Origin of the sequence: Shewanella sp. SR44-3, from assembly GCF_014163735.1 — a bacterium.
Taxonomy (GTDB): domain Bacteria; phylum Pseudomonadota; class Gammaproteobacteria; order Enterobacterales; family Shewanellaceae; genus Shewanella.
Genome location: NZ_JACJDV010000007.1, coordinates 15,425 through 41,674 on the forward strand (window position 1 = coordinate 15,425; position 26,250 = coordinate 41,674).

Genomic DNA, 26,250 nt, shown 5'->3' on the forward strand with positions numbered 1-26,250 from the left:
AGTTGTCATGATTAACCAAGTTCAGGCTCTTCACTGTAATCTATGCCGTGGTAGCTCAGGCAAGCGTCGACTTCGTTAGCACTGCCCAATATCACTGCCACTCTTTGATGAATTTCAGATGGGGTAATGTCTAAAATGGTTTCATAGCCAGTAGAGGCCTTGCCACCCGCTTGCTCGACTAAGAAGGCCATGGGATTCGCTTCATACATTAAGCGTAATTTGTAAGGCTTGTTAGGGTTTTTATTGTCGGCAGGGTAGGTAAAAATACCGCCTCTTGACAGTACGCGGTGAACATCGCCGACCATGGCGGCTATCCAGCGCATGTTAAATGGCTTCTCGCGAGGGCCAATTTCTCCCAGTAATAAATCGGCGATATAGGTCTGCATCGGCGCTTCCCAGAAGCGCTGATTAGACATATTAATCGCAAACTCACCAGTATCTGGGCTAATTGCCATGGCGGCATCTGTGAGCAAAAACTCTTGGGTGTCTGGGTTTAAGGTAAATAGCTGAGTCCCTTGACCTGTGGTGAGAGCAAGCATGGTGGATGGGCCATAAAGCACATAACCCGCGGCAAGTTGTTGACGCCCTGATTGTAAAAAGCTTTGCTCAGTCAATGGGCCAGTAGGTGCGGGCAGCACTGAGAAAATGGTGCCAACTAGTGAGTTGATGTCTATGTTAGATGAGCCATCTAAGGGGTCGAAACACACGAGGAATTCACCTTGTTTGCTGACTTCAACCACAAAATCCTCTTCTTCTGATGCGAGGCCACGCACATCGCCCGCGGCTGTTAGCGCATCTTTAAGCATATCATTGGTGATAACATCGAGTTTCTTTTGGGTTTCGCCTTGCACATTTTCTTGCTCGGTTGCGCCTAACACACCTGCAAGCGCTCCGTGGCGAACTGCTAAGCTGATGGCTTTTGAGGTATCGGCTAAGGTGAGTATGAGTTGAGCCAGAGAATCATTAATCTTAGAAGAAGCAAGGGTTTGAGCCAGAGTTTGCATGGTATTTCCTATGACGGCGCGAATATGACGGCGCAAATATGAAGGCGCGAATATGAAGGTTTATATCAATCGTATTAATTATCTGGTCATTCAGCGGGAATTCAAAGGGGATTAATCAAGGCGGAGGCTTGAAGGCATAGTGGTGCTATGTCAAAAGTCTTCAACGCAGAGAAATGCCCTTTGAAACCCGTCCTTTGGGAGCGTTTCAAGCGTTCCTCTTCATCGTTGCATTAATTTGAAAGGGAATAACCCTTACTGCATTAATGCGCCTTGAATTGAAAAGTTTGAGGCGCTCTGATAGACCACATAATTAATGTGATTGGTATTAATCCAATAACCGCAACATGATAGCAGGAATTGTGGCCTAATTCAGCAGCTAAGCTGGCTGTTATTCTGGAGGCTGAGTTTTTGTTTTCAGTGAAATTAAGGCAGAATGAGCCCAGAAAATTAAGCCTCATAAAGCTTAGAGCATAAAGTTAAGCCCTATAAATAGACCCCCTAAGTGATACAGCATTGATAGCAATAAGGAACAAGAATGAAGCTAAGATGGAAACCTAAGGCGCTGACATGGGTTTTGCCTGTGTTAGTGTGCGCAAATATGAGCATGATGGCGACAAATGCCAGCGAGCTAGTTGCGATGACAAATTCCAAAGGAGTGGCGATGACTCAAACAAACCAAGCTATGGCGCAAGCTAAGACGTTAATGGGTGAGCAGACGCCATTAACCATAGAGCGAATTTTTGCCTCTCCAGCACTGGAGGGCGCGAGCCCTACGGGCCTGAGCTTGTCTCCCGATGGCACTCTAGTGACTTACTTAGTGAGCCGCGCCAATAACCAAGATTTTTACGATTTATGGCAGATGGATATCGAGAGCGGCAAACGTAGTTTGTTACTCGATGCCGATAAGCTTGCCGGTGGTGAGCTTTCCGATGAAGAAAAAGCTCGCCGCGAACGCCAGCGCGTCTATGGCCAAGGCATAATGGAGTATTTCTGGGCCGATGACAGCAAGTCGATACTCATTCCAGCGGCGGGGCAGTTGTATTTATTCAATCTCGCTAAGCAAAGCGTCGCTGAGCTTGAAATCGGAGCGGGTTTTGCAACCGATGCCCGCTTGTCACCTAAAGGCAATTATGTGTCTTTTGTGCGGCAGCAAAACTTATGGATACTGGATTTACGCAGTAATAAGTTGCAGGCGTTGACCACTGATGGAAAAGGGCCAATTAAAAACGCTATGGCTGAATTTGTGGCTCAGGAAGAAATGGATCGCATGACAGGTTACTGGTGGGCGCCAGATGAGACGGCCATCGCCTTTACCCGCATCGATGAATCAGGGGTTGAGTTGGTGACTCGAAATGAAATATACGCCGATGGCATTAAACTCACCGAGCAGCGCTATCCAGCTGCGGGTAAGAGCAATGTCACCATTGAACTTGGAGTGGTTAATCTGGCTGACAAGCAGATCAAATGGATCGATCTTGGCGCCGAAAAGGACATGTATTTGCCTAGGGTTGATTGGCTACCAAACAGTAAGCATGTGTCTTTTCAGTGGCAAAGCCGCGACCAGCAGCAGCTAGCATTGCGAGTTGCTGCACTTGAGTCGCAATCAATTGCTACGCTTATCACGGAGACAAGTTCAGCTTGGGTTAATTTGAATAATGATTTGCACTTTTTAAAGCAACAACAAGCCTTTATTTGGGGCTCGGAGCGAGACGGCTTTAATCACCTTTATTTGTTCGATCTTCAAGGTAAACTCATTCGTCAATTGACCCAAGGGGATTGGGTTGTTGATGGGCTTGAGTTTGTTGATGAAAAAGCAGGTTGGGTGTATTTCTCTGGCCGTAAAGACAAGGTTACCGAGCGTCATCTTTATCGGGTAAAACTTAGCGAAGGTGCTAAAAGTATAGAGAAACTTAGCCACAAACCAGGTAGCCACTACAGTGTGTTTGCAGCCAATAAGAGCATTTATCTAGATAACTTCAGCAGTTTAGCTCGCCCGCCGCAGGTGAGCTTACATGATGGAACCGGTAAACAGCTGGCTTGGGTTGAAGAAAATACAATCGATGCACAGCATCCACTGTATCCGTTTGCAGGCTTATGGCAAGTCCCTGAATTTGGGGAGTTAAAGGCTGATGATGGTCAAGCTCTGCATTATCGCTTATTTAAGCCAGTCCCTTTTGATGCCGATAAGAAATACCCTGTGGTAGTGCGAGTTTATGGCGGTCCCCATGCGCAAATGGTGGTTAATAGCTGGAAAGATGCCGATTACTTCACGCAATACTTGTTGCAGCAAGGTTTTGCGGTGTTTCAGCTAGATAATCGCGGCTCAGCATTTAGAGGCACAAAATTTGAACATGTGATTTACAAGAACATGGGAGACGCCGAGGTGCGCGATCAAAAGGTAGGCGTGGATTACTTAAGAAGCTTGCCCTTTATCGATGGCGAAAAGGTGGCGATTTATGGCCACAGTTATGGCGGCTATATGGCATTGATGAGCCAATTTAAAGCACCAGACTACTTTAAAGCGGCCATATCCGGCGCGCCAGTCAGCGACTGGCTCCTTTATGATACTCATTACACTGAGCGATATATGGGGCACCCTGAAAGCAATCCTAAAGGATATGAAGCCAGCTGTGTGTTTCCTTACGTGAAGCAGTATCAATCGGGACTGCTGATGTACCACGGCATGGCTGATGACAACGTGCTGTTTGAAAATAGTACCCGTGTTTATAAAGCATTGCAGGATGAGGGGAAATTGTTTCAGATGATAGATTATCCAGGCTCTAAGCATTCTATGCGCGGCGAAAAAGTAAGAGTGCACTTATATAAGTCTTTAGCTAACTTTCTTGAGCGAGAATTGCAGTGATGGCAGGCAAATAGAGTAGTAAAAATTAGCCAAAAAAATACCAGACTTTAGGTCTGGTATTTTTTGTTCCGCTGTTGATGCATCAAGCGGGGCAGTAACTTAAGCGTCTAATTGACCGCAGAAACGATAGCCTTCACCGTGAATAGTGGCGATGATTTCTGGGGTGTCGGCTAAGCTTTCAAAATGCTTACGAATGCGGCGAATGGTCACATCAACAGTTCTGTCATGAGCCTTTAATTCGCGGCCAGTCATCTTCATCAATAAATCAGCACGAGTAAGGATTTTACCTGGGTTTTCAACAAAGTGCAGCATAGCGCGGAATTCGCTACGTGGCAGCTTGTATGATTCACCTTTAGGGTTAACCAGTGAACGGCTGTTGATTTCTAAACTCCAACCATTAAAGCGGTAATGCTCAACTGAGCCTTTTTCTTCCACTTCTTGCACTGCACTATTAACGCGAGTTAACAAGTTACGAGCGCGAATAGTTAATTCACGTGGGTTAAATGGTTTAGTGATATAGTCATCAGCACCAATTTCAAGACCTAAGATTTTGTCGACTTCATTGTCGCGACCTGTTAAGAAAATAAGGCCTATGTTGTTAATCTCTCTCAATTCACGAGCGAGTAACAGACCATTTTTACCTGGCAGGTTAATATCCATAACAACAAGATTAATCTTATTATCTTGCATTGCTTTGTGCATCTCTGCGCCGTCATTTGCTTCTGTAACAACATAGCCTTCGGCTTCAAAAATACTTCTTAATGTATTACGGGTGACAGCTTCATCTTCAACAATCAGAATATGCGGGTTTTGCATGTTATGTACCTAAAATTAAAAACAATTCGATTCTAGCCTTGTGCTGCTAGGGCTTAATACGCGATATGTGCGCTGGTAAAATATGTGCCTACCTTGGTATTATGGTCGTCTGCCCTGAACAAAACACATAAATATCTTACTAATCATGACTTTACTATGGTTAATACCAATAACTCTCTGTACTTCAGGTAAAGTAGAATACGCATTGAAATCAGAAGCAAGTCGTTAGGCTATGACTAGTTGTACGCTGAGCTTACCTATTCCCAAGACTCTTGATATAAAACTATGAGATGCAATTGTTAAGTTAAGTTCCTTCACAATTGATTTATTTCATATGTTTCACTGTTTACTAAAATGTAGAACAGTTTGTCTTTGACTGTAAACCTGAGTCGTACAAAAAACATCCACACGAGTAAATTACTGTAATAACTGGACGCTTTAGATAAATAAATTAACTAATGGGCGCCATTGTACTCGTTTTAGGTATTTGTTAACAAATGAATTGTTAACAAATTTTTCAACAGCAGATTTTTTCAGTGCTGTTCTTGCTTATCTTGCTGTTTTTAAGTGATATTAAATAATTAACAGATTTTACTGTTTTCACTTGTTTGGCGAAGGTTGAAGCTCTGTTACACTAAATCGAGTTTAATTACCGATGCCTTTACGATGAAAAATATAATGGATGATCTCTGGCGTAGCTATCAAAGTTGCCAGTTTTTACTGACTCAGCCACTGTCACCTAGGTTGAGCCTTTCAATTATTACCGCTCATAATCCACTCGGTGTTGAACTTTCTCCCAGTCAAAACCGTTTATTAGATAAGCAACTTCAAGCCAAAATCCACAGTTTCAAGCAGCCCTATCGCGCTATGGTCACCACTTCTGAGCAGCTAACCCACATGGAAAAAAGTTGGGCCATTTTCTTTCTTGAGCAAGATGAAGCACTACTACTGGGACAAGCATTCCAGCAATTGGCGATTTACCATGTACAGGCAGGTGAGTTAAGTCTGGTTAGTTGTGTTGAACCTCAAAGACAAGTCAGTCTAGGACCATTCTATAAACGACTTAAATTGGTTAACGAATTGCCAGAACTTAACCGATGAGAGAATTGTTCAAATAATTGATTTGCCGATTGACTTAAACTCGTGTTTATTGGTATTTTCAAATTCCTTCTTTATTTAAGGAGGAGCAGAAGAGGCGCGTTAACTAGGTAGTAAGTCGGAGAATACCCCATTCTTTGATGACTTATGAGGGAGATTAACGCCGAGGCAGCATGCGTGGTGGTATTGCTGTCGGTCGGTTAGGCTGAATCCTAACGATTGTCACCTTTTTATGGTGGAGAGCTTCTGGTGACGATCGCTGTTTCCCTTCTGGGGTGCGTTATCCTTGCACCAGGCTCTTCGAACGACCTTAGTTCGGAGTGTGTATATGTTGTTTCAGGCTGTAATTTCTTATCATTTTAATTTGGCTATTCAAGCCTTCAATCTCGACGCACTGACTCGTCGTAAGTCTTATGCTTGCACAAAGCAGGTGGCATTATGAATTTAGTGGTTGCAAAATTTGGCGGCACCTCAGTGGCTTGCCATGCTTCAATGTTGCGCTGCGCGCAGATCATTATCAATGCACCAGATACACGCCTGGTTGTTGTAAGCGCCTCAAGCGGGGTGACAAATTGCTTAGTTGAATTAACTCAGAGCAATATTAACGATCTCCAGCGGCAAAAATTATTAACTGATATCGCCGCCATTCAATACGGAATTTGTGACAAGCTCACACATAAGGCTGAAGTCTTGCCTTTAATTGATGCAATTTTAAGCCGGATTGCGCACCTTAGCGAAGCTTTAGTTCTGGATAGAAGCAAGGCATTGATGGATGAAATGCTGGCCACAGGTGAGCAATGTTCGGCCATACTCTTTGCTGCCGTACTTAGGGAACAAGGCACAAGGGCCCAAGCTTTTGATGTGCGCCAAGTGTTAAGAACCGATAGTCATTTTGGTCGAGCTGAGCCTCAAATTGCCCTCATTGCTGACTTAGTTCAAACTCAGCTTGCGCCTTTGCTTCGATCGCAAGTGATCGTTACCCAAGGTTTTGTGGGCGCAGATGTTGATGGTAACACCACTACTCTTGGCCGTGGCGGTAGTGATTATTCAGCGGCATTATTGGCTGAAGCGTTAAAAGCCAGTGCGGTAGAAATTTGGACTGATGTGGCAGGCATTTACACTACAGATCCACGTCTTGCGCCTAATGCACGGCCTTTGAAGGAAATCAGCTTTAATGAGGCGGCGGAGATGGCCACCTTTGGCGCTAAAGTATTGCATCCTGCAACTATATTACCTGCGGTTAGGCAGCAAATTAAAGTGTTTGTCGGCTCGAGTAAGGCCCCCGAAGAAGGCGGTACTTGGATACGTCATCAAACTGAAGACTCACCAGTATTTCGCGCTGTAGCGCTGCGAAAAGATCAAACCCTATTGAATCTACACAGTTTGCAAATGTTGCATACCCAAGGCTTTCTCGCTGAAACCTTTGCCACCTTAGCTAAGCACAAGATCTCGGTTGACCTTATTACCACCTCTGAAGTGAATGTGTCGCTGACTTTAGATAAAACCGGCTCTGACTCCAGTGGCCAGGGTTTGTTGACTGAAGCTTTACTGGCGGATTTATCTGAGCATTGCCGCGTAAAAGTGGAACACGAGCTAGCCTTAGTCGCGATTATTGGAAATAAAATTGCCTCTACGGCAGGGATTTGTGCTCGGGTATTTAATGTATTAGTGGATTTTAATGTGAGGATGATTTGCCAAGGCGCTAGTCCCCACAACTTATGTGTTTTGGTGTCGGCGGCGGATGCATCCGCTGTTGTCCAGGCGTTACATAGAGATTTGTTTGAATAACAAGGTGAGACAAGATGCTCATGATTAGTTGATACAAACAATAATGCCCCAAACTGGGGCATTATTGTTTCGGTTAACTCTTTAAAATTTCCAGCGGCAAAGCCAATATGCTGTCACTGCTGTGGGCGAGGTACCAAATAATCCCGATAAGCAGGCCTACAGTTAGAAAATACCAGATGGTAGAAAATACTTGTCCGTATCTGTCCAGCGGTAATAAATGGCTTTGATGACGGCTGCGCCACTCAAATACGATCTCAAGACTGCCGATTAACAATAGAAAGCCTAATAAGGCTAAGCCTAAGCTGTAACTGATATAAACCCCGACTGCCGCGCCTAGAATACAAGCCACTAAGCCTGTGATGCTGTTCATGGAAAAGCTGATGCTTTTTAAAATATGCCCACCATCTAAGGGTAAAATAGGCAATAAATTAAACAAGTTGAGTAATGCGTTAAAGCTTGCAAGCCCTGCGAAGAACACATTGCCCGTTACCCAATAAAGCACTAATGAGCCAACAGATAGCAATAAGCCAAAGCTGGGCCCCATGATGGAAATCACCACATCTTGCCAGCGAGTATTAATGCGCTCATCAGTGAGTGCAAGGCCGCCAACAAAGGGAATAAGGTAAATGCCTTTGGTTTTCATGCCAAAGTATTTCATGGCTCGGATATGGCCATATTCATGAAACACCAAGCAGCCAATAAGGGCGAGGGCAAATTCAATGGAGAATAGCCAAGAATAAGCAGCGATACTGGCACTGGCTAGCAATACTTTGATGACTTTAGCACTCTTTAATAGTTTAAAACCAAGAGATGCTAAACCCACCAAACTGAAATTCACCTTCTTTGGCGGTGGAATTTCTGCTTGCTGTGACTCAATATCTTTTGTGCTTCTTTGCCCTTGAGCAATTTGCTCATCATCGATTAATAAACAGTAGTTTAAGTTAAATGGCTGCCACACCACATCAGCCTCTAAACGCACTGTAATAGGCTTAATCTGTGGTGTTATTGAGCTGGCTGAATCATTTTGGGTATCCGAATTCGCCGCAGGCTCTGAGAGATTCTCAGCTGACAGAGGAGTTGGGCTGAGTTCAAATAAATGAATATTAAAGGCTTGCCTATCAGGACTTGCTGGGAGCTGAGAGACTAATTGATTATCCCAGAATAGCTGTTGCCAACCGGCCATCGAAGCTTCAAGACGCAAGCGTTTTCCAAGGCATTCAATGTTTAAAAGTTCCATAAGGCGTTGACCTGAGCAAGATAAAGATAATATTGCAGGCATTTTGCCAGAGCCACTAGCAGTTCTCAAGCTGGGGGCTAAATTAAAGCATTAACTGTTTTGTTCTAGCGCTGCAATTATCTCTATGCCCTCGGAGATGCGATTAAATGCTAATTTTGCACTGCAGCATTGCTCTAAAAATGCCGCATATTGGCGCACCAGTGGGATAAGCTGCAGGCTAGTCATCTGTTGCTCGGTTGCGACAATGCTTGGGAGTTGCTTAACAAGCTGTGTTTTCTGCCCTGGACAAGATTGCATAGTCAATTGATCGGGGCTTTTTAAGGCATACACCCAACCTTGGCTATCAATTAGTTCATCTTGCGGATCCATCACATGCTGCTCCAGTAAGACATAGTCTATCCAAGCTGATTTGCATGCTAGGTAGACTAGCTCTTCAGTTTGCTGAAGCTTGATGATGGCTGGCCAAATGACATCGCTTGTTGGCATCATGGAATATCCATCTTATCGGGTTGGGTTTATTAAATGAAAGTATATCAAAGCGTAAAGAATGCCATGCTATAAACACGTAATATTTAAATGTGCAATGTAAAGCTGCTGGTAGCTGCTGGTAGCTGCTGTGTCGTTAGCGACCTGTGTAGTTAAAGGTCACTTCATGGCTCACATTTTTGATGGTGCAGGGGCCGTGCTCTCTTTGGGTACGATTAAACGCAGGACCAATATTGATTTCTACATTGTTGAATACTTGTTTGGTTGCCTTGATAAAATATTTATCGTAATAGTCTTCAACCTCAGTTTGTAAAATACTATATTGGGTTTCTTCTTTGAATCTTTCTTCAATGATAAGGTTTTTTTGATCAAGCATCATCTTAACTTGTTCTATCATGCCAGCATCATTTTGCCACTCACTTTTGGGGGGTAAGCGATTGAGCCGAGCTTCTATGTCTAAGGCGGCGGTGACCATGGATTTAACGCTATCATCTAATGTTTTGAGCTCATTTTTTAGTTTTGATTGATCCATTGCGCAGAATAACTCAGTTTTGGTGCCTACTTTGGCGCCTATAATAACCGCATGGATCCCATGACCAGCTGTAGCTTGTCCGCCGATCAAATCTCCCCTACGACCAGTCTTATCGCTTACCGTGATAACAAGATCAGAGGTGGTGTGACTATGTAGCAGTTGCTTAGTAACTAGGATGTCACCCTTAGCTTTGAGTTCTGAGTATTGTACGAATTGAGCACAAATTTGCCCTTTTGCCATAATTTTTGTGCTGAGTTCATTAGCTTTTATTTGGCGACCGATAATTCCTTTACTGACAATCACGTCCCCCGCAGCGTTTAAGCTTGCCGAGTCGACAAAGCCCATGACAGTAATATCCCCACTGCTTTTTACCACCATGCCTTCATGAACATCGCCGCTTATCAAGATACTGCCTTTGAAATCCACATGACCGTAGCGTACGTCTACATCTTTAATCTGTAATACATCATCCACTTGCATGCCGGTTTTGGTTTCAACAGGTTGCCCGGCAACAGTGGCAATAAGCCGGTTTGGATCTTTTGGGTCAAGCTCAGTGCCATCCCCTGGAACCATGTTCACGTCCTGCCCAGGCTTCTGTAAAATAGCGTCACCGTGAACTGTGTAGCCAGGAGTCCCTGCGGTAGCAGGCTTTTTGACCATTAATACATCTTTAGGCTTGACCATGATCATCGCGCCTAAATTACGCATATCTACCGTGCCGTCTTCTCTTTCTTGAGGTTGTAACAAGCGCTCTCGAGCTAAGGATACTTTACGCTCAATGCTGGCATTACTGCCATGAACGGGGGCTTTACCGTGAGCGATATCGTTTTGACAGCTTTCACCAGGAGGAAGGAAGGTTAATTGGGCGAGTAAGGCTTGGATTTTGGGTTTGCTCAGTCCCATTTTAATTTTGTTGCTTTTAAGGCAATTAAGTACATCTGCCAGACTGATTTCTTTACCACCCCAGGCAGCCGTTATCTTCATGCTAGCATTCATTTTATCAGCGAAGACAGTTACTTCTGCTTTGCCGTCACGGCGTTCACCAATAATGAAAAAAAGCTCATTTTTTCCCGCATCTTGATTGCACAAGGTGTTCACTTCATTGCAGGCTTTTTCGATATTAGTCTGAAGAGGATATAGCATAGCGAAGTCAGTTTGAGTCAATAGCTGCTTAATATCATCCTCGCTCACAGGGCCATGAGTGCTAGGAATGATACGTAGTTCAACTTGTTTTTTATCTTCGCTAAATGACGCTAAACTTGGCTCGAGCATAATATCCCTTTGTAATTTTATTATTCCGCGTTTTATCGTCTGAAATCCATCTTGTTATCATTACGAATCTAACTGAATTCATTGATGAACTCCAGCCTAAATCTCAAATAAACCCAGCGCTTGTGATACAAGTCAGCCAAAGGATGTTTGGCTGACGGTTCACGAATATCAGACAAGGGAATGGTTAATAAACTGAGGATTACTTTTTATGGCAAGCATAGAGTTTAAACTTATTATTTTCTGCGGGCACATCAAATGCCCCAAACGCTTGGGCTATGGTATCTGCGTAGGGTAAGTGACGGTTGGCAACAATCTGAAAAATCCCATTTGATTTCAAATTAATCGCGCTCATGGTGACAAATTGAGTGGCGATATCTGTAGTGCTGGTTAGGCCATCGTGAAAGGGAGGATTTGAGATTATGGCATCGAATGTGCCCGTGACTTGAGCTAAGCCATCTGAGGGGTAGACTTTAGCTTGCATGTGATTGGCTTGTAAGGTCAATTCACAAGATGCCAATGCCATGGCATTAATATCTATGCATTCAAGTTTAAGCTCAGGCATGGCTTTGAGTAAGGCAACCGTAATAACCCCCGCACCGCAGCCAAAATCCAGTACACGGCCATTGAGCTTAGGCAGATGTGATAGTAATAGTTCTGTACCGAGATCTAAGCGCTTCTCACTAAAAACCCCCACCAGATTGCAAATACTAATTTCACCCTGAGGCGTGCTTAAACTGTAGCGACTTAGCCAGTTTTCAAGTTTAAACCCCCTTGCTTGTTGTTCAAGCTGGCAAGTGTAAAGCAAGCAATGTCTGGCATTATCTCGCTTGACGGGCGCACTAAAACACTCAGGGGTCAGCTTTGCTACTGATTTTATTCCACCTTTATTGTCACCGACAATCACCAACTGCCCATCAATGGCGAGGTGGTTTGCTGCAATTTCAAATAAGTAAGGCGCTAAAGTTTTGGCTTTAGGGAAATAAATGATCACACAATCGAAGGTTTTTCCCGCGAATGAGCTTGGCAAGGTGTGGCCGAAAAAGCAGGCTAAATTAGGGTTGTGCTTTTCGGATAACTGTAAATGATGATTAAAATCAAGAGCTAATGCTGTGACTGATTTAGCATGTGCTAATAGGCTCAAGCCTAAAGTATCAGCCTCATAATTGAGGATTAGCACATTTTGGTGTTGAAAATAATCGCTATTACGCAGGATAACTTGAGATGAATTACTGAGCACTGTGCTGGCCAATTATTAGGTGAGTGGCTTGATTATAACGAGTTAGTGGCACGCAGTAAAAATTTAGGGAGCCTTGGCTCCCTAAATTAATGGATAAGAATAAGATTCAGTAACTTATACTGAGTCGCTAAAGCTCAACTAAAGTTCTGTTATGGGGGCGCCGCTGTCAGCTTTATCTTGAGGTGTTATTGTTTGGGGCTCAGGAAGTAGGCTAAAAATTTTATTGGCAATATCAGTGTTATCTTGAAAACCAAAAAATAATTTTGCGCCAGGTCCTGTGGCATAAACAGGAACATCTAAGGCGGTATGGCCAAATGTCGTCCAGCCTGTGCCAGAGCGTTTATCAATAAGGCGGCTGATGGCTAAGGTAAAATCATCTAAGCCTTTTTCTTTGGCTTTTAATAATAATGACCATTCAGAATCAACCGGTTCAAAACCCACAAGTTGTGTGAATGAACTTAACCAAGCTTCGGTGTCTATCAATTGTTTCGCGATAACATCTGGGCTCGCTTTAACATTTTTGATGACCTCAGGATGCCATACATACTCGCCGTTGGCGCCAATTGAAAGCCCGCCAGTGTTGTGATCGGCTGTGATTATCACCAAGGTATCTTTATTCTGCCTTGCAAATTGCTCGGCCACTTCGATACTGGCGGCAAACTCTTGCATTTCACCCATGGCAGAGACGATATCATTACTGTGCCCAGCCCAGTCTATAAGACTGCCCTCAACCAATAATACAAAACCTTGCTCTTGTTGTGAGAGTAAGCTCAGTGCTTTTTGAGTCAGCTGACTCAGTTGCAAGCTACCTTTACTATTGACTGCCCAAGGTAATTGCACTGGTGCGAATAAGCCGATAACTTTACCGTTTTTGATTTTGCTTAAACTTTTTTTATCTGTGGCGTACTCATAACCTTTAGCGACAAATTGTGCCAATAAGTCTTCGGAGAAATAATCCTGTCCGCCACCTAAAATAACGTCAGCATCAGTAGCTAGGTAGGACTGAGCAATATCTAGGTAGTTTTTGCGGCTGTCATTATGGGTTAAGAATGCCGCTGGAGTAGCATGGTTTACTTGGCTTGTGACAGCAATACCTGTTGCTAGCCCTGAGATTTTAGCGCGCTCCATTAGGGTGGTCAGTGGTTGCTTATTAATGTCCACTGAAATGGCACCATTGTAGCTTTTAAAGCCGGTGGCTAACGCCGTTGCTGCTGCGGCTGAGTCTGTGACATAACCGCTGCCTCTATCAGGATAAGTGCTGGCCATGCCGACTAAAAGGCGGTCAAACACGGTTTGCTCAATTTCTTGAGTGTCAGGATTATCGTTAAAATACCGATAAGCTGTAGGGTAAGCGGGACCCATACCATCGCCAATCATGATAATGATATTCTTGGGCCGTGCAGGTCCTGCATTTGGTACATTGGACTCGGAAGCGGCAAACATTTCCTGAGCACTGGCAGGTGTTATAGCAAGCGTTAAGCTGATGATTGCAAGGCCGGTGACTAGGCCGAATAGGGATTTAAGGCTCATAATTATCCTTGAGTTTTTTGCTTGATTCGGCGTTCAATGGCGTCCATCAGCATGCCAGTAATATCCACATCGAACGCTGCTTCAATTTCACGAATGCAGGTGGGGCTAGTGACGTTGATCTCGGTGAGCTTGTCACCGATGACATCGAGTCCTACAAATATTAAGCCACGCTTTTTAAGTTCAGGACCGATAGAGCGAGCAATGTGCCAATCGCTTTCTGATAACGCTTGTGGGACACCACTGCCGCCTGCTGCTAGGTTACCGCGGGTTTCACCTTTCATGGGGACTCGTGCTAATGAATAAGGCACCGGTTCACCATCGACCACTAAAATACGTTTATCGCCCTGAGTGATTTCAGGAATAAAGGCTTGGGCCATGGCATACTGCTGGCCATAGCTGGTTAAGGTTTCTATGATAACGCCGACGTTAGGATCGTCCTTTTTAACGCGGAAAATAGACGTGCCGCCCATGCCATCTAAAGGTTTTAATATAATATCTTGTTTTTGTTTGTGAAATTCACGAATTCGCGCCGCATCTCGAGTTACTATGGTTTCTGGAGTGAACTCGCTAAACCAAGCGGTAAATAACTTTTCATTAGCATCACGCAGGCTTTGTGGCTTGTTGACTATGAGTACGCCTTCTTCTTCTGCACGTTCCAACATATAAGTGGCGTATATGTATTCGGTGTCAAAGGGAGGATCTTTTCGCATCAGTACCACATCAAGCTCAGAAAGCGGAGTATCAATACTCTCTGCTAACTCATACCATTGAGCAGGGTCTTGCTTGACCTTCAGGGCGCGCATTTTGGCCATTGCCTTACCGTTTACCATGGCAAGGTCTTGCATTTCCATATAAAACAATTGGTAACCACGAGATTGCGCAGCCAATAGCATGGCGAAACTGGAATCTTTCTTAATGTTGATGGCACTGATTGGGTCCATCACTATACCTAGCTTAAGCATGATCTTTCCTTCTAGACGGATATTGTGTGGGCGAGCTTAGCCGAGATCGCCAAAAGTTAATTGCAAAGCCGTGATCGCCGTCAATGAGGCGGTTTCAGTCCTTAGGACTCTAGGGCCGAGTAATACATCGGTAAAGTCACATTGCTCTGTCATTAGAATTTCTTCACTAGACAGCCCACCCTCTGGACCTATGAGTAATCGAACTCTTGGGTTTGCAAGGGTAAGCCCTTTAATTCCATGCTTGGCTCTTGGGTGTAAATTGAGCTTCAACGCCTGGCTTGGCTCTTGGCACCAAGCAGCTAAATCCATTGCTGGGCGAATTTGTGGTATTTGGCTGCGACCAGACTGCTCGCAAGCGCTGATCACAATTTTCTGCCACTGATTGATTTTCTTTTCTAATCGCTCACCGGTTAGTTTTACACCGCAGCGCTCTGAAAATAAAGGGGTAATAGTGTTAACCCCTAATTCCACCGATTTTTGAATGGTGAACTCCATTCTATCGCCACGGGAAATGACCTGGCCTAAGTGCAAATGAAGACCCGATTCGCTGTGATTTTCTTCCATGCTGATGATGGTGACTGTGATATTTTTTTTACTGGCGTTGGTGATGTCTGCTAAATAATCTTTACCATCGCCGTTAAATAGCATTATCTGCTCGCCTTCGCCCATACGAAGGACTCTACCTATATGAGCTACACCGTCTTCATCAAGAGAATAGGCTTGGCCTATTTGAAGTTGCGCTATGGATTGGTAAATGCGTGGGACTCTCATAACAGTCTAACCTTTAATTTATTAAGCCGAGTTTGAGGCAGGATTGACGAACAAATTCATTGTGATTCCCCTGAGATTGGGCAATTAAACGATCACGTTTGCATTCTATACTATTGACCGCATATTGTTTGTCCCAAGCGGTAAATAACTTTGCTTGGCTGCTAGAGATGCGCATGCCATAGCGTTGTTGCATATAGAAATAAGATCTGGCAATCGCGCCGCGAGTATTGCTAGGGGGCTGCACTTTTCGGTCTTTAAAATTCACTAACATGTCACAGCGGCCATATTGATTGGCTCTGCCATTCCATTCACTGAAACGATAGTTACTGCGATCGCCATTCACTTCACCAATGGCGGGAACTAAGTTATGCAAGTCGGCTTCCATTTTATTAAATTCTTTATTATTTTTACTGCAAAATTTACGGCCACCCTGTTGCCAACATTGCATTTGATGACCAAATTCCCAAGCAGGAACGACATGCTCCCATTCAATGCGCTGGGCTCTTTTAAGTTGTTTACGTACTTTGAATCCACAATTTTTAAAGAGTGGTTGCCATTTCTTGCCATCAACTTTGATGTCACAGCCACAGTAAAAGCTCGCCAATGGCAAGTCTGTAAGGTAAATGTGTTGCGCTAGTTTTTTAGCTTGCCTGAAGCTACTGGCATGCTCAGCACTGTGGCTTTGAAAGGTAATCAGGGTGCAACAAAGGCATAGTAGTAGATAGAAATAGTTAAGAATTAATCGATGCAATTGTGTATCCAAATCTAAGGGGTGGCAGTGATGCAGTCCATGGCGATACTAGGTGAATCTGGCTTGCTAGGCAATGGTTTAATCGTGATTTAAGCTGTGACTTTAAGAGGGATAAACCTTGGCTGGTTTTAGAGTTTGCATGCAGACTTTACATCGATATTGGTTTTGCCCACGCTGAACACGGTTATGACGTCGAATCGATAAATTGATTGAGCCGCAATCACACAGATACTCAAATTGCTGGCCAAGCACTGATTGGGTATTGAGTTGATGGGTGGTGGACGGCGCGAGATTAAAAACCTGCACCATGATCGCTTGCCATTGTTGACCATGGGGTTTTACCCGGCCATAGAGCTGATGACAGAGTAGGTGGGCAATTTCGTGACTGACGACTTGCGACAGAAAAACCTGTGGATTTTCTGCTAATAAAACAGGATTGAAGCGAATTTTATTGAGCTGTAAATGAGCTGTGCCAGCACTTTTCCCTCTTAGACTAAAAAGCACCTCTGGGCGTGAAAAAGGCTGTTTAAAGAAAGCTTCTGCTTGGAGATAGTCTTGCTCTACACGTTCAATAATTTGTGACTGCAAAGGGGTTAAGGCCACGGTGTTTTTTCTCGCCGGCTTACGCATAGCTGTTGATTTTGCTACTTGGCTTGCGGGTTTATTTATGTTGCTACGGCGATTAAACAAAGATGAAAACATAGTGAGTATCTTGGCTCTTAAGTGTAAAGCCAGCGAGAGTCATCCACTGGCGCTATTAGTATACGTTTCGCGGCGCAATTGATCCTGTGTTAGACGATCAAAGTGTTAGCTGAACATTTTTAGTGTTCAAGGTGTGGATCGGTCGTGAGTCAGTTAATTGTACTGGCAGCCGCCTCAATCATGGCGCGGATTTGCTCGACCATTTTAGCTTCATTAAGTGGATCATGGCCACTGACTTTGGGGGTGTGAATATGCCCAACTGGGATAGTTAGGTCAAGTTGCTGTTTCAGTAACAGGCTGCGATAGGATATTTCATTTGAAAGGTAGCCGCCACCCGAGCCTTCAACTGAGATGCTTGATTTAAGTTCAGCTAAAGAAGTTGCCATGAATTGCCCCTTAGACAGTGTGGTGACTTGGCGATTATCTGTGATTTTCCAAGGCCCTTTTACTGCCGTCATTACTGATGCTGGAAGTGAGAATTCGACAAATTCAGGACCCATTAACTTATGTCCATTAAATAGAGGTGCTTTGGGCTGCTCTTTGGTGGCATAAGTAAAAACATTCAGATTATCAGGTGCTTTGGCGCTGCGGTTAAGCCCAGGAAACCTTTCTAAATCAAAGTTATCTCTGCCCATGCTTACCGTCAGTACCATGTGGAGCTTTTGGGTTCTATACCAAGGGGTTAATAGTGACTCAATAAGCCCTTGGTCAAAATCTTTAAAACGCACCGGGATCATGGCTGTTTCAATTTGTGCTTTTTTGCCATTAACTGAAAATCGATAGCCATCAAGGGAGAGTGCCACAAGTCCTGAAGGATTGCTTTGGCTTATGTCTTTATCGAGAAAGAAAGGGTCAAACCCTGTGAGTAAAATATTGATGTCATTAGTGGGCGAAAATTGGATATCACTGAGCCCTCGTGAGGTTTTCTCTATGGTCTTTTGCAAAATATTTTTTTGCCAGTCAGCAACAGCAAAGCCAGCCTTTTGTTGAGTCAGCTGGTTTTGCATCATCAGACGGCCCCAATATAAGGGCCTATCATCATAGAATCCTGACTGCACATCGCGCACAGCCTGCTGCCATAGTTGGGTACCGTAAGAAGCGCTATGTGCAGAGAGTGCTAATTCGTTATTTTCTTGCTGATAATGTTGGCTAAAATCCTGATATATCCCTTGATAACGCTCAACAGTACTTGGTATCACCTGAAGAGCCTTAGCCAGTCTTGATTCTTCGGCACTGGGGGTAAATGTTAACCTCGAGTCTGCTAAGGCTTCTATGGTTGTTAGCGATAATGCGCTGACAAAAATCGCGAGTAGAACCCGTTGTTTGGAGTAATAAAATATGCTCATGGTGTAAACCTCGGTGCTTGTGCCTAGGAAGTTAAGCTAACCTCATCTCGGGATAATAAATGCCTATCAAACAGCTCTCTGCACCGCGTCAATAACCTAGCTATTGACGCGTATTGTTTGCGTGAGAAAGTACCTTGTTATCAGCGTAAAGTCCAAGTTTAAGCTATTGAATTTTTGTTATTTTAATATCGTTTATTCATCTCTTAATCCGAGCGGAGGTTAAACTAATAAATATACAGTGTTAAAGGATGCTGCAGATTACTGATTTATAAAAAATTATAGCCAATAGGCTAAAGTTTTGAGCGATATAATCGATTCTATTCTGCTCTTTTTATGTTTGAATTTCAGTTTTGAGCCATACTCGTAGGTTAAGAAGTGAAGGCTTCTGAATTGAGTAGTGCTTTAGGGCTGCTCTTAATTAAATCGGTTTAGCCAGCTGAGTGAATAACTTTATAAACTCACACTCAGATAATAACTGCGACACAACCGATTTGGTTGACAAGTTGGATGTCGACATCAATACAAACAGCATGGATAAATTTATTTCAAAGTTAAATAATCGGTTAGTGTGAAATTTCGCCAATAATTTGGATAGGTGTTTCCTGCAACCGAAAGGATGTGATCATGGAACCATTATTAATGGCAGGCTTTGAGTGTGATGAACTCAGTGAAGTGCTTTCTCGTTTAGGTTACCAACTTTTTCATACTAAAAATAAAGACTACAAAACGCTACCTGTAAATTGTCACTTGTGCTTAGTGGATCTTAGATGTGAGAGCTTTATGGCCGAGGCCAATTATCTGGTCAGGGAGTTAAACTCTTGCGTGCATGTCATAGTACTTATCAATAAACCTCAGTTAGATTCAGATGAAATTACAACCTTCATTGCCCAGTTTGCTTGGGACTACTGTACCAGCCCAATTCATCCTGAAAGGCTAGAGAAGTGCCTAGGGCATGGAATGGGTCTTGCTAGATTAAAGCGCCAATGTGTACCTTCACTGGATAATCCTTCAAATCATCAGCGAACCTGTGAATCACAAGTCATGCAGGTACTGTTTCATCAAGTTGAGCGTGTGGCTCCCACGGATATTCCGGTACTAATTAGAGGTGAAAGCGGAACAGGTAAAGAGCTGATCGCAAAGAAATTACATGCGCTATCTAGCCGCAGTAAAGGACCTTTTATCGCAGTAAATTGTGGTGCTATGGCTGCAGGCTTAGTGCAGTCTGAGTTATTCGGCCATGAAAAAGGCGCGTTTACAGGCGCTGCCCATGCTCATAAAGGTAAGATAACTCAGGCCCATGGCGGTAGCTTATTTTTAGATGAAATAGGTGATTTACCTTTAGAGCTACAAGTTAATTTACTGCGTTTCTTGCAAGAGGGGATGTTCGATACGGTAGGAGGTAGTGGTGGCAAGTCTGCAGATGTAAGAATTATTGCTGCAACCCATGTGGATCTCGAGCAAGCCATAGATGATGGCGAGTTTAGATTAGATTTATTTTATCGCTTGAATGGGATCACCTTGGAAACGCCGCCCCTAAGGGAGCGAAGAGATGATATTTTGCCTTTAGCCGAAGAGTTTATCTCTACCTATTTATCTGAATATGAATTGCCCAATAAGCAGTTATCGGCGGATGCCAAGCAAGCGGTGCTCAATTACTCGTGGCCAGGAAATGTGCGGGAGCTTATCAACCGTATTAGACGTGCTGTGGTGCTCAGTGACGGGGGACAAATAAATGCGTCTAATTTAGAGCTGACTCAAAAACAAGACTCGGCTCAAAATGTTATGTCACTTAGACGTTTGAAGGATGATGTGGAGAAGCAAGCTATTCAGTCGGCGATACTTGTGGCTGGTGGGCAAGCTGAACAAGTGGCTAGTCAACTTAAAATCTCTCGTGCGACCTTATACAGATTGATGGATAAGCATGGTTTGCAGCTTTGAATATCATCACACTATAAGTGTTTTTTTGGTTGTCATTAATGGGAGCTTTGGCCTATCTTAAAAATAAGAAAACGGTTAGGTATAAATAACCTTGTTTTTCAGTTGATTACGGAGTTGTTGTCTCAAAGTTAAGACATTTAAAAGATTGCATTTATCTATCTAGTTGAAGATATAAACTTTTCTTTTTTGGCACAGGTGTTGCTATTACCTAGTGTCAATTACGAAATGGATTATGTTATGGATATTGCAACTCAAATGTTTACCAAAAGGCTTGGCACAGCGCGGATATTGCATGCCTTTATATTGAGCGTTTTGGTTGCACCTATGATGCTTGCAGCAGATCAAACGAGCGTGATAAGCACTAAGCTTATGCAGGGTGCTGGAAGAGCTGCGGTTAACCAAGCATCGGGCGATCATAATATCCAATCTAATAGCCATGCCTTTGGTAAAAGCACTTCAATAGAGTCCATTCAACAAAATGACTTACAGCCTTTAGCACCAATCTCTAATGTTTGGGACTTGCAAGCTATGCTCGATGAGGACGAATTACATGTGTCATTTATCGACAGCCAAGCTTTTGCAAATTTCCAAGGTCTAGCAAGTATTAATCAGGTCAGTGGCCAGAATAACATTCAAACAAACTTAGGCAGTGTTGCATTAGACTCCATCGTAGGCTTAGGCCTTAGTGACACTGCTTTAACTCAAGTATCTAGTCAGCAGCCCCCCTCATTTCAAACATCCCAATATCATGCAGAGATAGCACCAGATAGTTTTTTGGATGCTCAAGGTGTGATGCAAATTAATCAAATTTCTGGTGATGGCAACATCGCCGTAAATCAATTCTCGCTACAACTTCCCAGCGGGAATTTATAATCATCCGACGGAGGAATGGAAAATGAAAAAACTCACTCTAGCGCTAAGTATCGCAGCAATTATGAGTAGTTCAGCATATGCAGATGGAATGACAGAGTCAGACAGCAGTGTCGATTTAGACAAAAAGGTTAAGGTGACCAAAGATTTAACTTATGAAGGAACTGTGGCAATTAATGGCAGCATTAACGTTGCTGGCTTAGGTATGGCCGTAGTTGAAAATGTACAAGAGTCGAGCATGAATGAAGTGGGTAATTATTATCATGATAATAGTGCTCAAATTACTGAAAATGCATTTGAAAATGCCAGTGGTAATATTGGCGTTAACCAAGCTTCAGGTGACTTTAATGCTCAAACTAACTCAGCGGCTTTAGCTTCAATTGATGCCGGTTTTGCATTTGGATCCGGTGATGCTGAAATTTTCAGCACTCAAGTTGGCGGCTTTAATGGCGTCTTGAATGAAGCATCAACTAATACGGCGACAATCGATGGTGCTTCCTTCATGAATGCCAGTGGTAATATTGGTGTAAATATTGCGGCAGGCAATAACAACTTGCAAGCTAATAACATGGCTGCATCTTCTTATAGTGGTGCCTTGGGCGAAGCGAGCGTGTCAAATGTACAACAAACTGGGCATAACGGCACGATGAACATGAGTGTGGTAGAAGATCGTGCTGAGAGCGTAAATGTGGAATTTGCATTTTCAGGTACTGGTGGTTACGAAGGAAGTTCAGGTTTAGCAGAGCCTTATTACCCACAGGTTATTTTAGAAGGTGATGGCAGTCATGGCACTGGAGATGGCCTAGTGCAGGGGCATATTGATTATGATACGGAAAACCCAACGGGTAGCCAAGTCATGACATTTAATGAGGCTGGAGAGTTGGATTTAGCTGGGACAGTCAGTGGTTCACTGCCATTCTTTATTCAAACCGTCACTCAAAAAACTAACAATTCAACCTTGCTTGCGGGTACGGCTTTCCAAAATTCATCGGGTAATATTGGGGTGAATATGGCAAGTGGTACAGGTAACTTACAGTCTAATAATTTAGCACTGACCAGCATTACTGCTGCATCTGAAGTTATTACTCCAGAATAGTGCTCTACTATTGTTGTATTTTCGCAACATAAGGCAGGGGGGCAACCCCCTGATTTCATTATATGAGACTTATATTGTGTGTTTTTCTCTGTGTTCTTAGCTTGTGGGTAACCGCTGCAGAAGTGTCACTTACTGGCGTTGTGCCAGGAATGGGGACTTATATTAAATCAATTCAGAGCATACGAGAGCGAAAGTTTGAACATGTTATTGAGCAAAAAACAGATTTTTCCTGTGGTGCTGCGAGCTTAGCAAGCGTGCTTAAGTATGCTTACGGTCAAAATGATATAACAGAGCAGCAAGTGCTAATCGGTATGCTTGAGCATGCCAATATCAATCTAGTTAAAGAGCAAGGCTTTTCGCTTCTTAATATGAAGCGTTATTTACAGGCCAATGGTTATAGGAGCCGAGGATACAAAGTCGGTGAAGCAGAGATATCTTTACTCAAAATACCCGCCATTGTACTGCTTGATGATGGCGGTTATAGCCATTTTGTGGTGTTTCGTCGTCAAGAAGCTGGAGACGTTTATTTAGGCGATCCAGCGTTAGGCAATAGAATCATTACTATGGAAGATTTTATGGCCAAATGGAATGGTGTGGTGTTTGTTGTTATTGGCAATGATTATCAAAGAGAAAACGCACTTTTGCATCCGCGAGCTAAATTAAGCTATCGCGCCCTAGCTCCTTTTGCTCCCATGACAGACGCTGAGTTATTGGAATTTGGTTTTTCATATTCGGATATGCTCTAGGAGGAAAGAAATGAAATTTAGCATTGTACTTCTAATAGGCTTGGCAACGCCTGTAATGGCAGAGCCCCCCACTTTATTTGCATTACAAAGCAGTCAGGTTCTCAGTGATATCGAGCTTGATTCGATGAAAGGCAAATTCACCGATAATGGCCAAGACTATTATTTTGGCTTACAGATGCAAACTCAATTTATTCAAGATAATGGCGTTCAAGATCAAGTGAGTATGCAGGTCGAGTTTATTGGCATTAACAGCCAAGCTTCGGTGGTCATTAGTGTTAGCGAAGCTGGACAGATTGATAATTCGCAATCGCTTGTATTAGATACTTTAGGGCAGTCAGTTGGGCTTCAACAAAGGATCCAAATTGCTGGAGAGACTAATCTAGCGGTGAACGATTTAACTATGTCACAAGGTAGGTTGGACTCTCTGACTAACGGGGTAAATTTGTCATTAGGGACTAGCCTGATTAGCAGCAACGGCACTAGCGTGTTCTCTGCTAATACTGGTTCTTTAGGTTATCAAGTTAACTTAGCGTCGGGGCAAGCAACTCAAGGGGTGAATTATGGCCAAGGAAATGGTCAGTTATTACAAAGCATTGCAATTGAAGGAATTAATCACGGTGTCATAAATCAGTCTACAATTAGGTACGATGGGATGTCTGTGGGGACCTTAAGTTCGAGTTTACTTGGCAGGCAAATCAGTGATTTAAGAACCATTGGATTCTAACGTTCAAGGACCTGTGTTTATGAATATAAAATGGACCTCAGCAACAGCAGCATTACTGCCGGGAATGCTTGTTTTGCACACAGTAGCTGCTGAAACCCAAACGAAAACGAGTGAGCCAGCAAGCCAGCGGCAGACACAAACAGAGCAACAATTACTAAACCAAACCTCAGGGCAGGAGCTAAATGCGTTAAAGCAAAAACTTATTATCTTAAATAAACAGCTTAAAATACAGCAACAAACGATTAACCAAATGGCGCAGCAAGTATTAAAACAAGAAGCATATCTACAATCTGTCTCGGGGAGGCAGCCAGCTAAGCAAGCCGTTGCTGTTAACTCAAACGATAATATTGAAAGAAAAACGTCAATGGCTGCCAAAACGCCAGCGCCACAGATTGCATCAACTCAAGAAACGAGAAAGAAAGCCCCTGATAGAGGGCGTAGTACGGATGATTTATTGCAAGAAACCCATAATGTATTTACCCGAAAACTCACCATAGAACCTTCTTTTACCTACAGTTATTACAGTCGAAAGGATCTTATTTTAAGAGGCTTTTTAGCACTAGATGCTATTTTCCTAGGCAATTTAAACTTAGATCGCGTTAGAACCAATACCACTCAATTAGACCTCACCACCCGCTATACATTAAATCAAGATTGGCAGTTTGAAATTGGTGTGCCTTATATGTTCCGCTGGACTCAATATGATTCAGTGGGTGAGGGTAACTCTAGCCAACGCTATGAAACAGCTCAAGTCGATGGCGGTGGCATAGGTGATATGAGTGCGGCCGTGTATTATCGCATTAATGCAGAATCTACTGACTGGCCAGACTGGGTGTGGAATGTGCGTCTAAGAGCGCCAACGGGGAACGACCCTTTTGGGATAGATCTGGAAACTTCAGAGTTTGGTAATTTAACCTATCCTACTGAAGTTGCTACAGGTTCAGGGGTTTGGGGTGCTTCAACGGGATTTAGTTTGGCAAAAACCTTTGATCCTGCCATTGTATTTTTTAATCTTAATTATGGCTGGACTCGCGAAGAAGAGTTTGATGATTTATCCGGTAATCCTGGGCTTAGTCCGGGTAAAATAGACTTAGGTGATTACTTAGATTACAGCTTAGGTTTAGCATTTGCGGTATCTGAAAGAATGAGCCTTGCTATGAGCTTCAACCAAAGATTTTATACCAAAACTAAGCAGCAACCATTAGGCGGTCCTTGGGAAAAAATTCCTCGTACCGATACCAATACAGCAAGTCTGGGGATCGGCGCAACCATAGCCTTATCTGAAAACTTGTCCATGGTAACCTCCATCGGTGCTGGCTTAACTGAAGATTCACCGGATTATCAAATTAGCTTACGTTTCCCGTATCGATTTTAATTGTGAATTACAGGGAATGCAGTTTATCAGATTTGATAAATAGTCAACGACTCAACACTTTAAGACCACTCTGACGAGTGGTTTTTTATTAGCGATCGCATAATCGAACACATGATAAATTATTCTATTTCCTAATTCATCATAGATTGCAGTGACTCTTGGCTGCCGTAGCGCTTAGCAAAAAATTCTAAAAATGCACTGATGTTAGTGGCAAGTTGCCTTCGACTGGAATACACCCCGTAAACCTTAAAAGGCTCCATTGGCCATTCCTGCAATATGGGCACTAGCGCACCAGAGGCTAATTCTTGTTTGCAGCTGGTATTTGACAACATGGCAATGCCGTATGCGTCTATGGCCAACCTTTTCACCATGCTGGCACTATTAACCCTGACTTTCCGGTTAAAGGTTGCCATGGTTTTACGGTTGCCTTTCCCCAGCGGCCAAATAGGTGCTGAGAGTGTGGTACCAAGAAGGATGCCTTTGTGCTGTGCTAATTCATGTGGGGTAGCTGGTGTTCCGTGATTTTTAATGTAGCTTGGGCTGGCGACTAAAATAGGCTGGCGTTCAAATAGCAATTTAGCGACCAAATCAGAGGATTGTAGCGGCCCGTATTTGATAGCGATATCGTAGCCTTCACCCACTAAGCCGACATCGTTATCTGTAAACTGTACATCAAGTTCGATATTGGGATAAAGGCGCATAAAATTACTGCACAAACTGCCTATAACGTCTTGGGAAAAGGATACCGGAATGGCAACTCTAAGTGCGCCTGAAATATCACTGTGAGTGTTTTCAATGGTGGCTTTAGCTGCTTCAATTTCCTGGCTTATAGAGTCACAGTGCTGAAAAAACAGTGCTCCAACCTGAGTTAAGCTGATATTTCTGGTATCTCTTTGCAGTAATCTGACCCCTAGTTGCTCTTCAAGTTGAGCAACTTTTCGGCTAATTGTCGACTTGGGTTGTCCGACCTCTCTTGCTGCTTGAGAGAAACCCTTAGCTCTTACTACCGCTGCAAACAGCATCATACCGTTCAAATCGGGCATTTTGTTCTCACTGTCTCATTTATGGAACATAGCGTCCAAGCTAGTTTAATGGTAATTAGACTA

At 43.4% G+C, this 26,250-nt stretch carries 22 protein-coding genes and 1 riboswitch; of the genes, 9 read left to right on the forward strand and 13 right to left on the reverse strand.

The window, feature by feature from the left end; all coding sequences use genetic code 11:
• Positions 1-11: 11 nt before the first annotated feature.
• Entirely contained in the window at positions 12-1,004 is a 993-nt protein-coding gene (locus tag H5073_RS05810; protein ID WP_182677874.1) for a class 1 fructose-bisphosphatase, read from the reverse strand.
• 535 nt (positions 1,005-1,539) lie between these two features.
• On the opposite strand from H5073_RS05810, the gene H5073_RS05815 reads away from it, so the two are divergent.
• Complete coding sequence (locus H5073_RS05815; RefSeq protein WP_404948378.1) at positions 1,540-3,867, forward strand: S9 family peptidase; 2,328 nt, start codon at positions 1,540-1,542, stop codon at positions 3,865-3,867.
• 99 nt (positions 3,868-3,966) lie between these two features.
• Here H5073_RS05815 and arcA read toward each other — a convergent pair whose 3' ends face one another.
• Positions 3,967-4,683, reverse strand: coding sequence for a two-component system response regulator ArcA (arcA, locus tag H5073_RS05820; RefSeq protein WP_182677876.1), 717 nt, complete (start codon positions 4,681-4,683; stop codon positions 3,967-3,969).
• Between the two features lie 666 nt (positions 4,684-5,349).
• Here arcA and H5073_RS05825 point away from each other — a divergent pair.
• Positions 5,350-5,784: a DUF3293 domain-containing protein gene (locus H5073_RS05825; RefSeq protein WP_182677878.1), complete on the forward strand. Its 435-nt coding sequence runs from the start codon at positions 5,350-5,352 to the stop codon at positions 5,782-5,784.
• A gap of 81 nt (positions 5,785-5,865) precedes the next feature.
• A riboswitch (Lysine riboswitch) is annotated at positions 5,866-6,035 on the forward strand.
• A gap of 184 nt (positions 6,036-6,219) precedes the next feature.
• Positions 6,220-7,569: a lysine-sensitive aspartokinase 3 gene (gene lysC, locus H5073_RS05830; protein ID WP_182677880.1), complete on the forward strand. Its 1,350-nt coding sequence runs from the start codon at positions 6,220-6,222 to the stop codon at positions 7,567-7,569.
• A gap of 73 nt (positions 7,570-7,642) precedes the next feature.
• Here the strand turns inward: lysC and H5073_RS05835 are convergent, their stop codons facing one another.
• The 10 genes from H5073_RS05835 to H5073_RS05880 all read right to left on the reverse strand — a co-directional run bounded on the left by H5073_RS05835 (position 7,643) and on the right by H5073_RS05880 (position 18,395).
• Complete coding sequence (locus tag H5073_RS05835; RefSeq protein ID WP_182677882.1) at positions 7,643-8,806, reverse strand: site-2 protease family protein; 1,164 nt, start codon at positions 8,804-8,806, stop codon at positions 7,643-7,645.
• Positions 8,807-8,896: 90 nt separating this feature from the next.
• Positions 8,897-9,295, reverse strand: coding sequence for a DUF4144 family protein (locus tag H5073_RS05840; protein ID WP_182677884.1), 399 nt, complete (start codon positions 9,293-9,295; stop codon positions 8,897-8,899).
• Positions 9,296-9,428: 133 nt separating this feature from the next.
• Positions 9,429-11,096 carry a DUF342 domain-containing protein gene (locus tag H5073_RS05845; protein ID WP_182677886.1) on the reverse strand — a complete coding sequence of 556 codons (1,668 nt, stop codon included), beginning with the start codon at positions 11,094-11,096 and terminating at the stop codon, positions 9,429-9,431.
• Positions 11,097-11,295: 199 nt separating this feature from the next.
• Positions 11,296-12,333 (reverse strand): methyltransferase, encoded by a 1,038-nt coding sequence (locus H5073_RS05850; protein ID WP_182677887.1) that lies wholly within the window; start codon positions 12,331-12,333, stop codon positions 11,296-11,298.
• Positions 12,334-12,471: 138 nt separating this feature from the next.
• Positions 12,472-13,863: an alkaline phosphatase gene (locus H5073_RS05855; RefSeq protein ID WP_182677889.1), complete on the reverse strand. Its 1,392-nt coding sequence runs from the start codon at positions 13,861-13,863 to the stop codon at positions 12,472-12,474.
• A gap of 2 nt (positions 13,864-13,865) precedes the next feature.
• Positions 13,866-14,825, reverse strand: coding sequence for a glutathione synthase (gshB, locus tag H5073_RS05860; protein WP_182677891.1), 960 nt, complete (start codon positions 14,823-14,825; stop codon positions 13,866-13,868).
• 36 nt (positions 14,826-14,861) lie between these two features.
• Positions 14,862-15,596 carry a 16S rRNA (uracil(1498)-N(3))-methyltransferase gene (rsmE, locus tag H5073_RS05865; RefSeq protein WP_182677893.1) on the reverse strand — a complete coding sequence of 245 codons (735 nt, stop codon included), beginning with the start codon at positions 15,594-15,596 and terminating at the stop codon, positions 14,862-14,864.
• 13 nt (positions 15,597-15,609) lie between these two features.
• Positions 15,610-16,347 carry an endonuclease gene (locus H5073_RS05870; RefSeq protein ID WP_404948379.1) on the reverse strand — a complete coding sequence of 246 codons (738 nt, stop codon included), beginning with the start codon at positions 16,345-16,347 and terminating at the stop codon, positions 15,610-15,612.
• A gap of 102 nt (positions 16,348-16,449) precedes the next feature.
• Positions 16,450-17,049 (reverse strand): SprT family zinc-dependent metalloprotease, encoded by a 600-nt coding sequence (locus tag H5073_RS05875; protein WP_182677895.1) that lies wholly within the window; start codon positions 17,047-17,049, stop codon positions 16,450-16,452.
• A gap of 149 nt (positions 17,050-17,198) precedes the next feature.
• A complete protein-coding gene (locus H5073_RS05880) occupies positions 17,199-18,395 on the reverse strand; it encodes a hypothetical protein (RefSeq protein ID WP_220487968.1) in 1,197 nt (398 codons plus the stop codon).
• A gap of 624 nt (positions 18,396-19,019) precedes the next feature.
• Between H5073_RS05880 and H5073_RS05885 the strand changes: the two genes are divergently transcribed.
• From H5073_RS05885 to H5073_RS05910, 6 genes are all read left to right on the forward strand, one after another.
• Positions 19,020-20,333, forward strand: coding sequence for a sigma-54 dependent transcriptional regulator (locus tag H5073_RS05885; RefSeq protein ID WP_182677897.1), 1,314 nt, complete (start codon positions 19,020-19,022; stop codon positions 20,331-20,333).
• A 237-nt stretch (positions 20,334-20,570) separates the two neighbouring features.
• A complete protein-coding gene (locus H5073_RS05890; RefSeq protein ID WP_182677899.1) occupies positions 20,571-21,206 on the forward strand; it encodes a hypothetical protein in 636 nt (211 codons plus the stop codon).
• A 22-nt stretch (positions 21,207-21,228) separates the two neighbouring features.
• Positions 21,229-22,299 carry a hypothetical protein gene (locus tag H5073_RS05895; RefSeq protein WP_182677901.1) on the forward strand — a complete coding sequence of 357 codons (1,071 nt, stop codon included), beginning with the start codon at positions 21,229-21,231 and terminating at the stop codon, positions 22,297-22,299.
• A gap of 101 nt (positions 22,300-22,400) precedes the next feature.
• Positions 22,401-23,045 (forward strand): C39 family peptidase, encoded by a 645-nt coding sequence (locus H5073_RS05900; protein ID WP_259394834.1) that lies wholly within the window; start codon positions 22,401-22,403, stop codon positions 23,043-23,045.
• Between the two features lie 10 nt (positions 23,046-23,055).
• Positions 23,056-23,769, forward strand: a complete 714-nt coding sequence (locus tag H5073_RS05905) for a hypothetical protein (protein ID WP_182677905.1) — start codon at positions 23,056-23,058, stop codon at positions 23,767-23,769.
• 19 nt (positions 23,770-23,788) lie between these two features.
• On the forward strand, positions 23,789-25,144 hold the full coding sequence (locus H5073_RS05910; RefSeq protein ID WP_182677906.1) for a transporter: 1,356 nt from the start codon (positions 23,789-23,791) through the stop codon (positions 25,142-25,144).
• A gap of 131 nt (positions 25,145-25,275) precedes the next feature.
• On the opposite strand, the gene H5073_RS05915 is transcribed toward H5073_RS05910, so the two are convergent.
• Positions 25,276-26,187: a LysR family transcriptional regulator gene (locus tag H5073_RS05915; RefSeq protein ID WP_182677908.1), complete on the reverse strand. Its 912-nt coding sequence runs from the start codon at positions 26,185-26,187 to the stop codon at positions 25,276-25,278.
• Positions 26,188-26,250 lie beyond the last annotated feature (63 nt).

Bases quoted from the DNA above. Each gene is read 5' to 3' on its own strand.
- H5073_RS05810 (WP_182677874.1), bottom strand. From the start codon at position 1,004: ATGCAAACTCTGGCTCAAACCCTTGCTTCTTCTAAGATTAATGATTCT.
- H5073_RS05815 (WP_404948378.1), top strand. From the start codon at position 1,540: ATGAAGCTAAGATGGAAACCTAAGGCGCTGACATGGGTTTTGCCTGTG.
- arcA (WP_182677876.1), bottom strand. From the start codon at position 4,683: ATGCAAAACCCGCATATTCTGATTGTTGAAGATGAAGCTGTCACCCGT.
- H5073_RS05825 (WP_182677878.1), top strand. From the start codon at position 5,350: ATGAAAAATATAATGGATGATCTCTGGCGTAGCTATCAAAGTTGCCAG.
- lysC (WP_182677880.1), top strand. From the start codon at position 6,220: ATGAATTTAGTGGTTGCAAAATTTGGCGGCACCTCAGTGGCTTGCCAT.
- H5073_RS05835 (WP_182677882.1), bottom strand. From the start codon at position 8,806: ATGGAACTTTTAAACATTGAATGCCTTGGAAAACGCTTGCGTCTTGAA.
- H5073_RS05840 (WP_182677884.1), bottom strand. From the start codon at position 9,295: ATGATGCCAACAAGCGATGTCATTTGGCCAGCCATCATCAAGCTTCAG.
- H5073_RS05845 (WP_182677886.1), bottom strand. From the start codon at position 11,096: ATGCTCGAGCCAAGTTTAGCGTCATTTAGCGAAGATAAAAAACAAGTT.
- H5073_RS05855 (WP_182677889.1), bottom strand. From the start codon at position 13,863: ATGAGCCTTAAATCCCTATTCGGCCTAGTCACCGGCCTTGCAATCATC.
- gshB (WP_182677891.1), bottom strand. From the start codon at position 14,825: ATGCTTAAGCTAGGTATAGTGATGGACCCAATCAGTGCCATCAACATT.
- rsmE (WP_182677893.1), bottom strand. From the start codon at position 15,596: ATGAGAGTCCCACGCATTTACCAATCCATAGCGCAACTTCAAATAGGC.
- H5073_RS05875 (WP_182677895.1), bottom strand. From the start codon at position 17,049: ATGTTTTCATCTTTGTTTAATCGCCGTAGCAACATAAATAAACCCGCA.
- H5073_RS05880 (WP_220487968.1), bottom strand. From the start codon at position 18,395: ATGAGCATATTTTATTACTCCAAACAACGGGTTCTACTCGCGATTTTT.
- H5073_RS05885 (WP_182677897.1), top strand. From the start codon at position 19,020: ATGGAACCATTATTAATGGCAGGCTTTGAGTGTGATGAACTCAGTGAA.
- H5073_RS05890 (WP_182677899.1), top strand. From the start codon at position 20,571: ATGGATATTGCAACTCAAATGTTTACCAAAAGGCTTGGCACAGCGCGG.
- H5073_RS05895 (WP_182677901.1), top strand. From the start codon at position 21,229: ATGAAAAAACTCACTCTAGCGCTAAGTATCGCAGCAATTATGAGTAGT.
- H5073_RS05905 (WP_182677905.1), top strand. From the start codon at position 23,056: ATGAAATTTAGCATTGTACTTCTAATAGGCTTGGCAACGCCTGTAATG.
- H5073_RS05910 (WP_182677906.1), top strand. From the start codon at position 23,789: ATGAATATAAAATGGACCTCAGCAACAGCAGCATTACTGCCGGGAATG.
- H5073_RS05915 (WP_182677908.1), bottom strand. From the start codon at position 26,187: ATGCCCGATTTGAACGGTATGATGCTGTTTGCAGCGGTAGTAAGAGCT.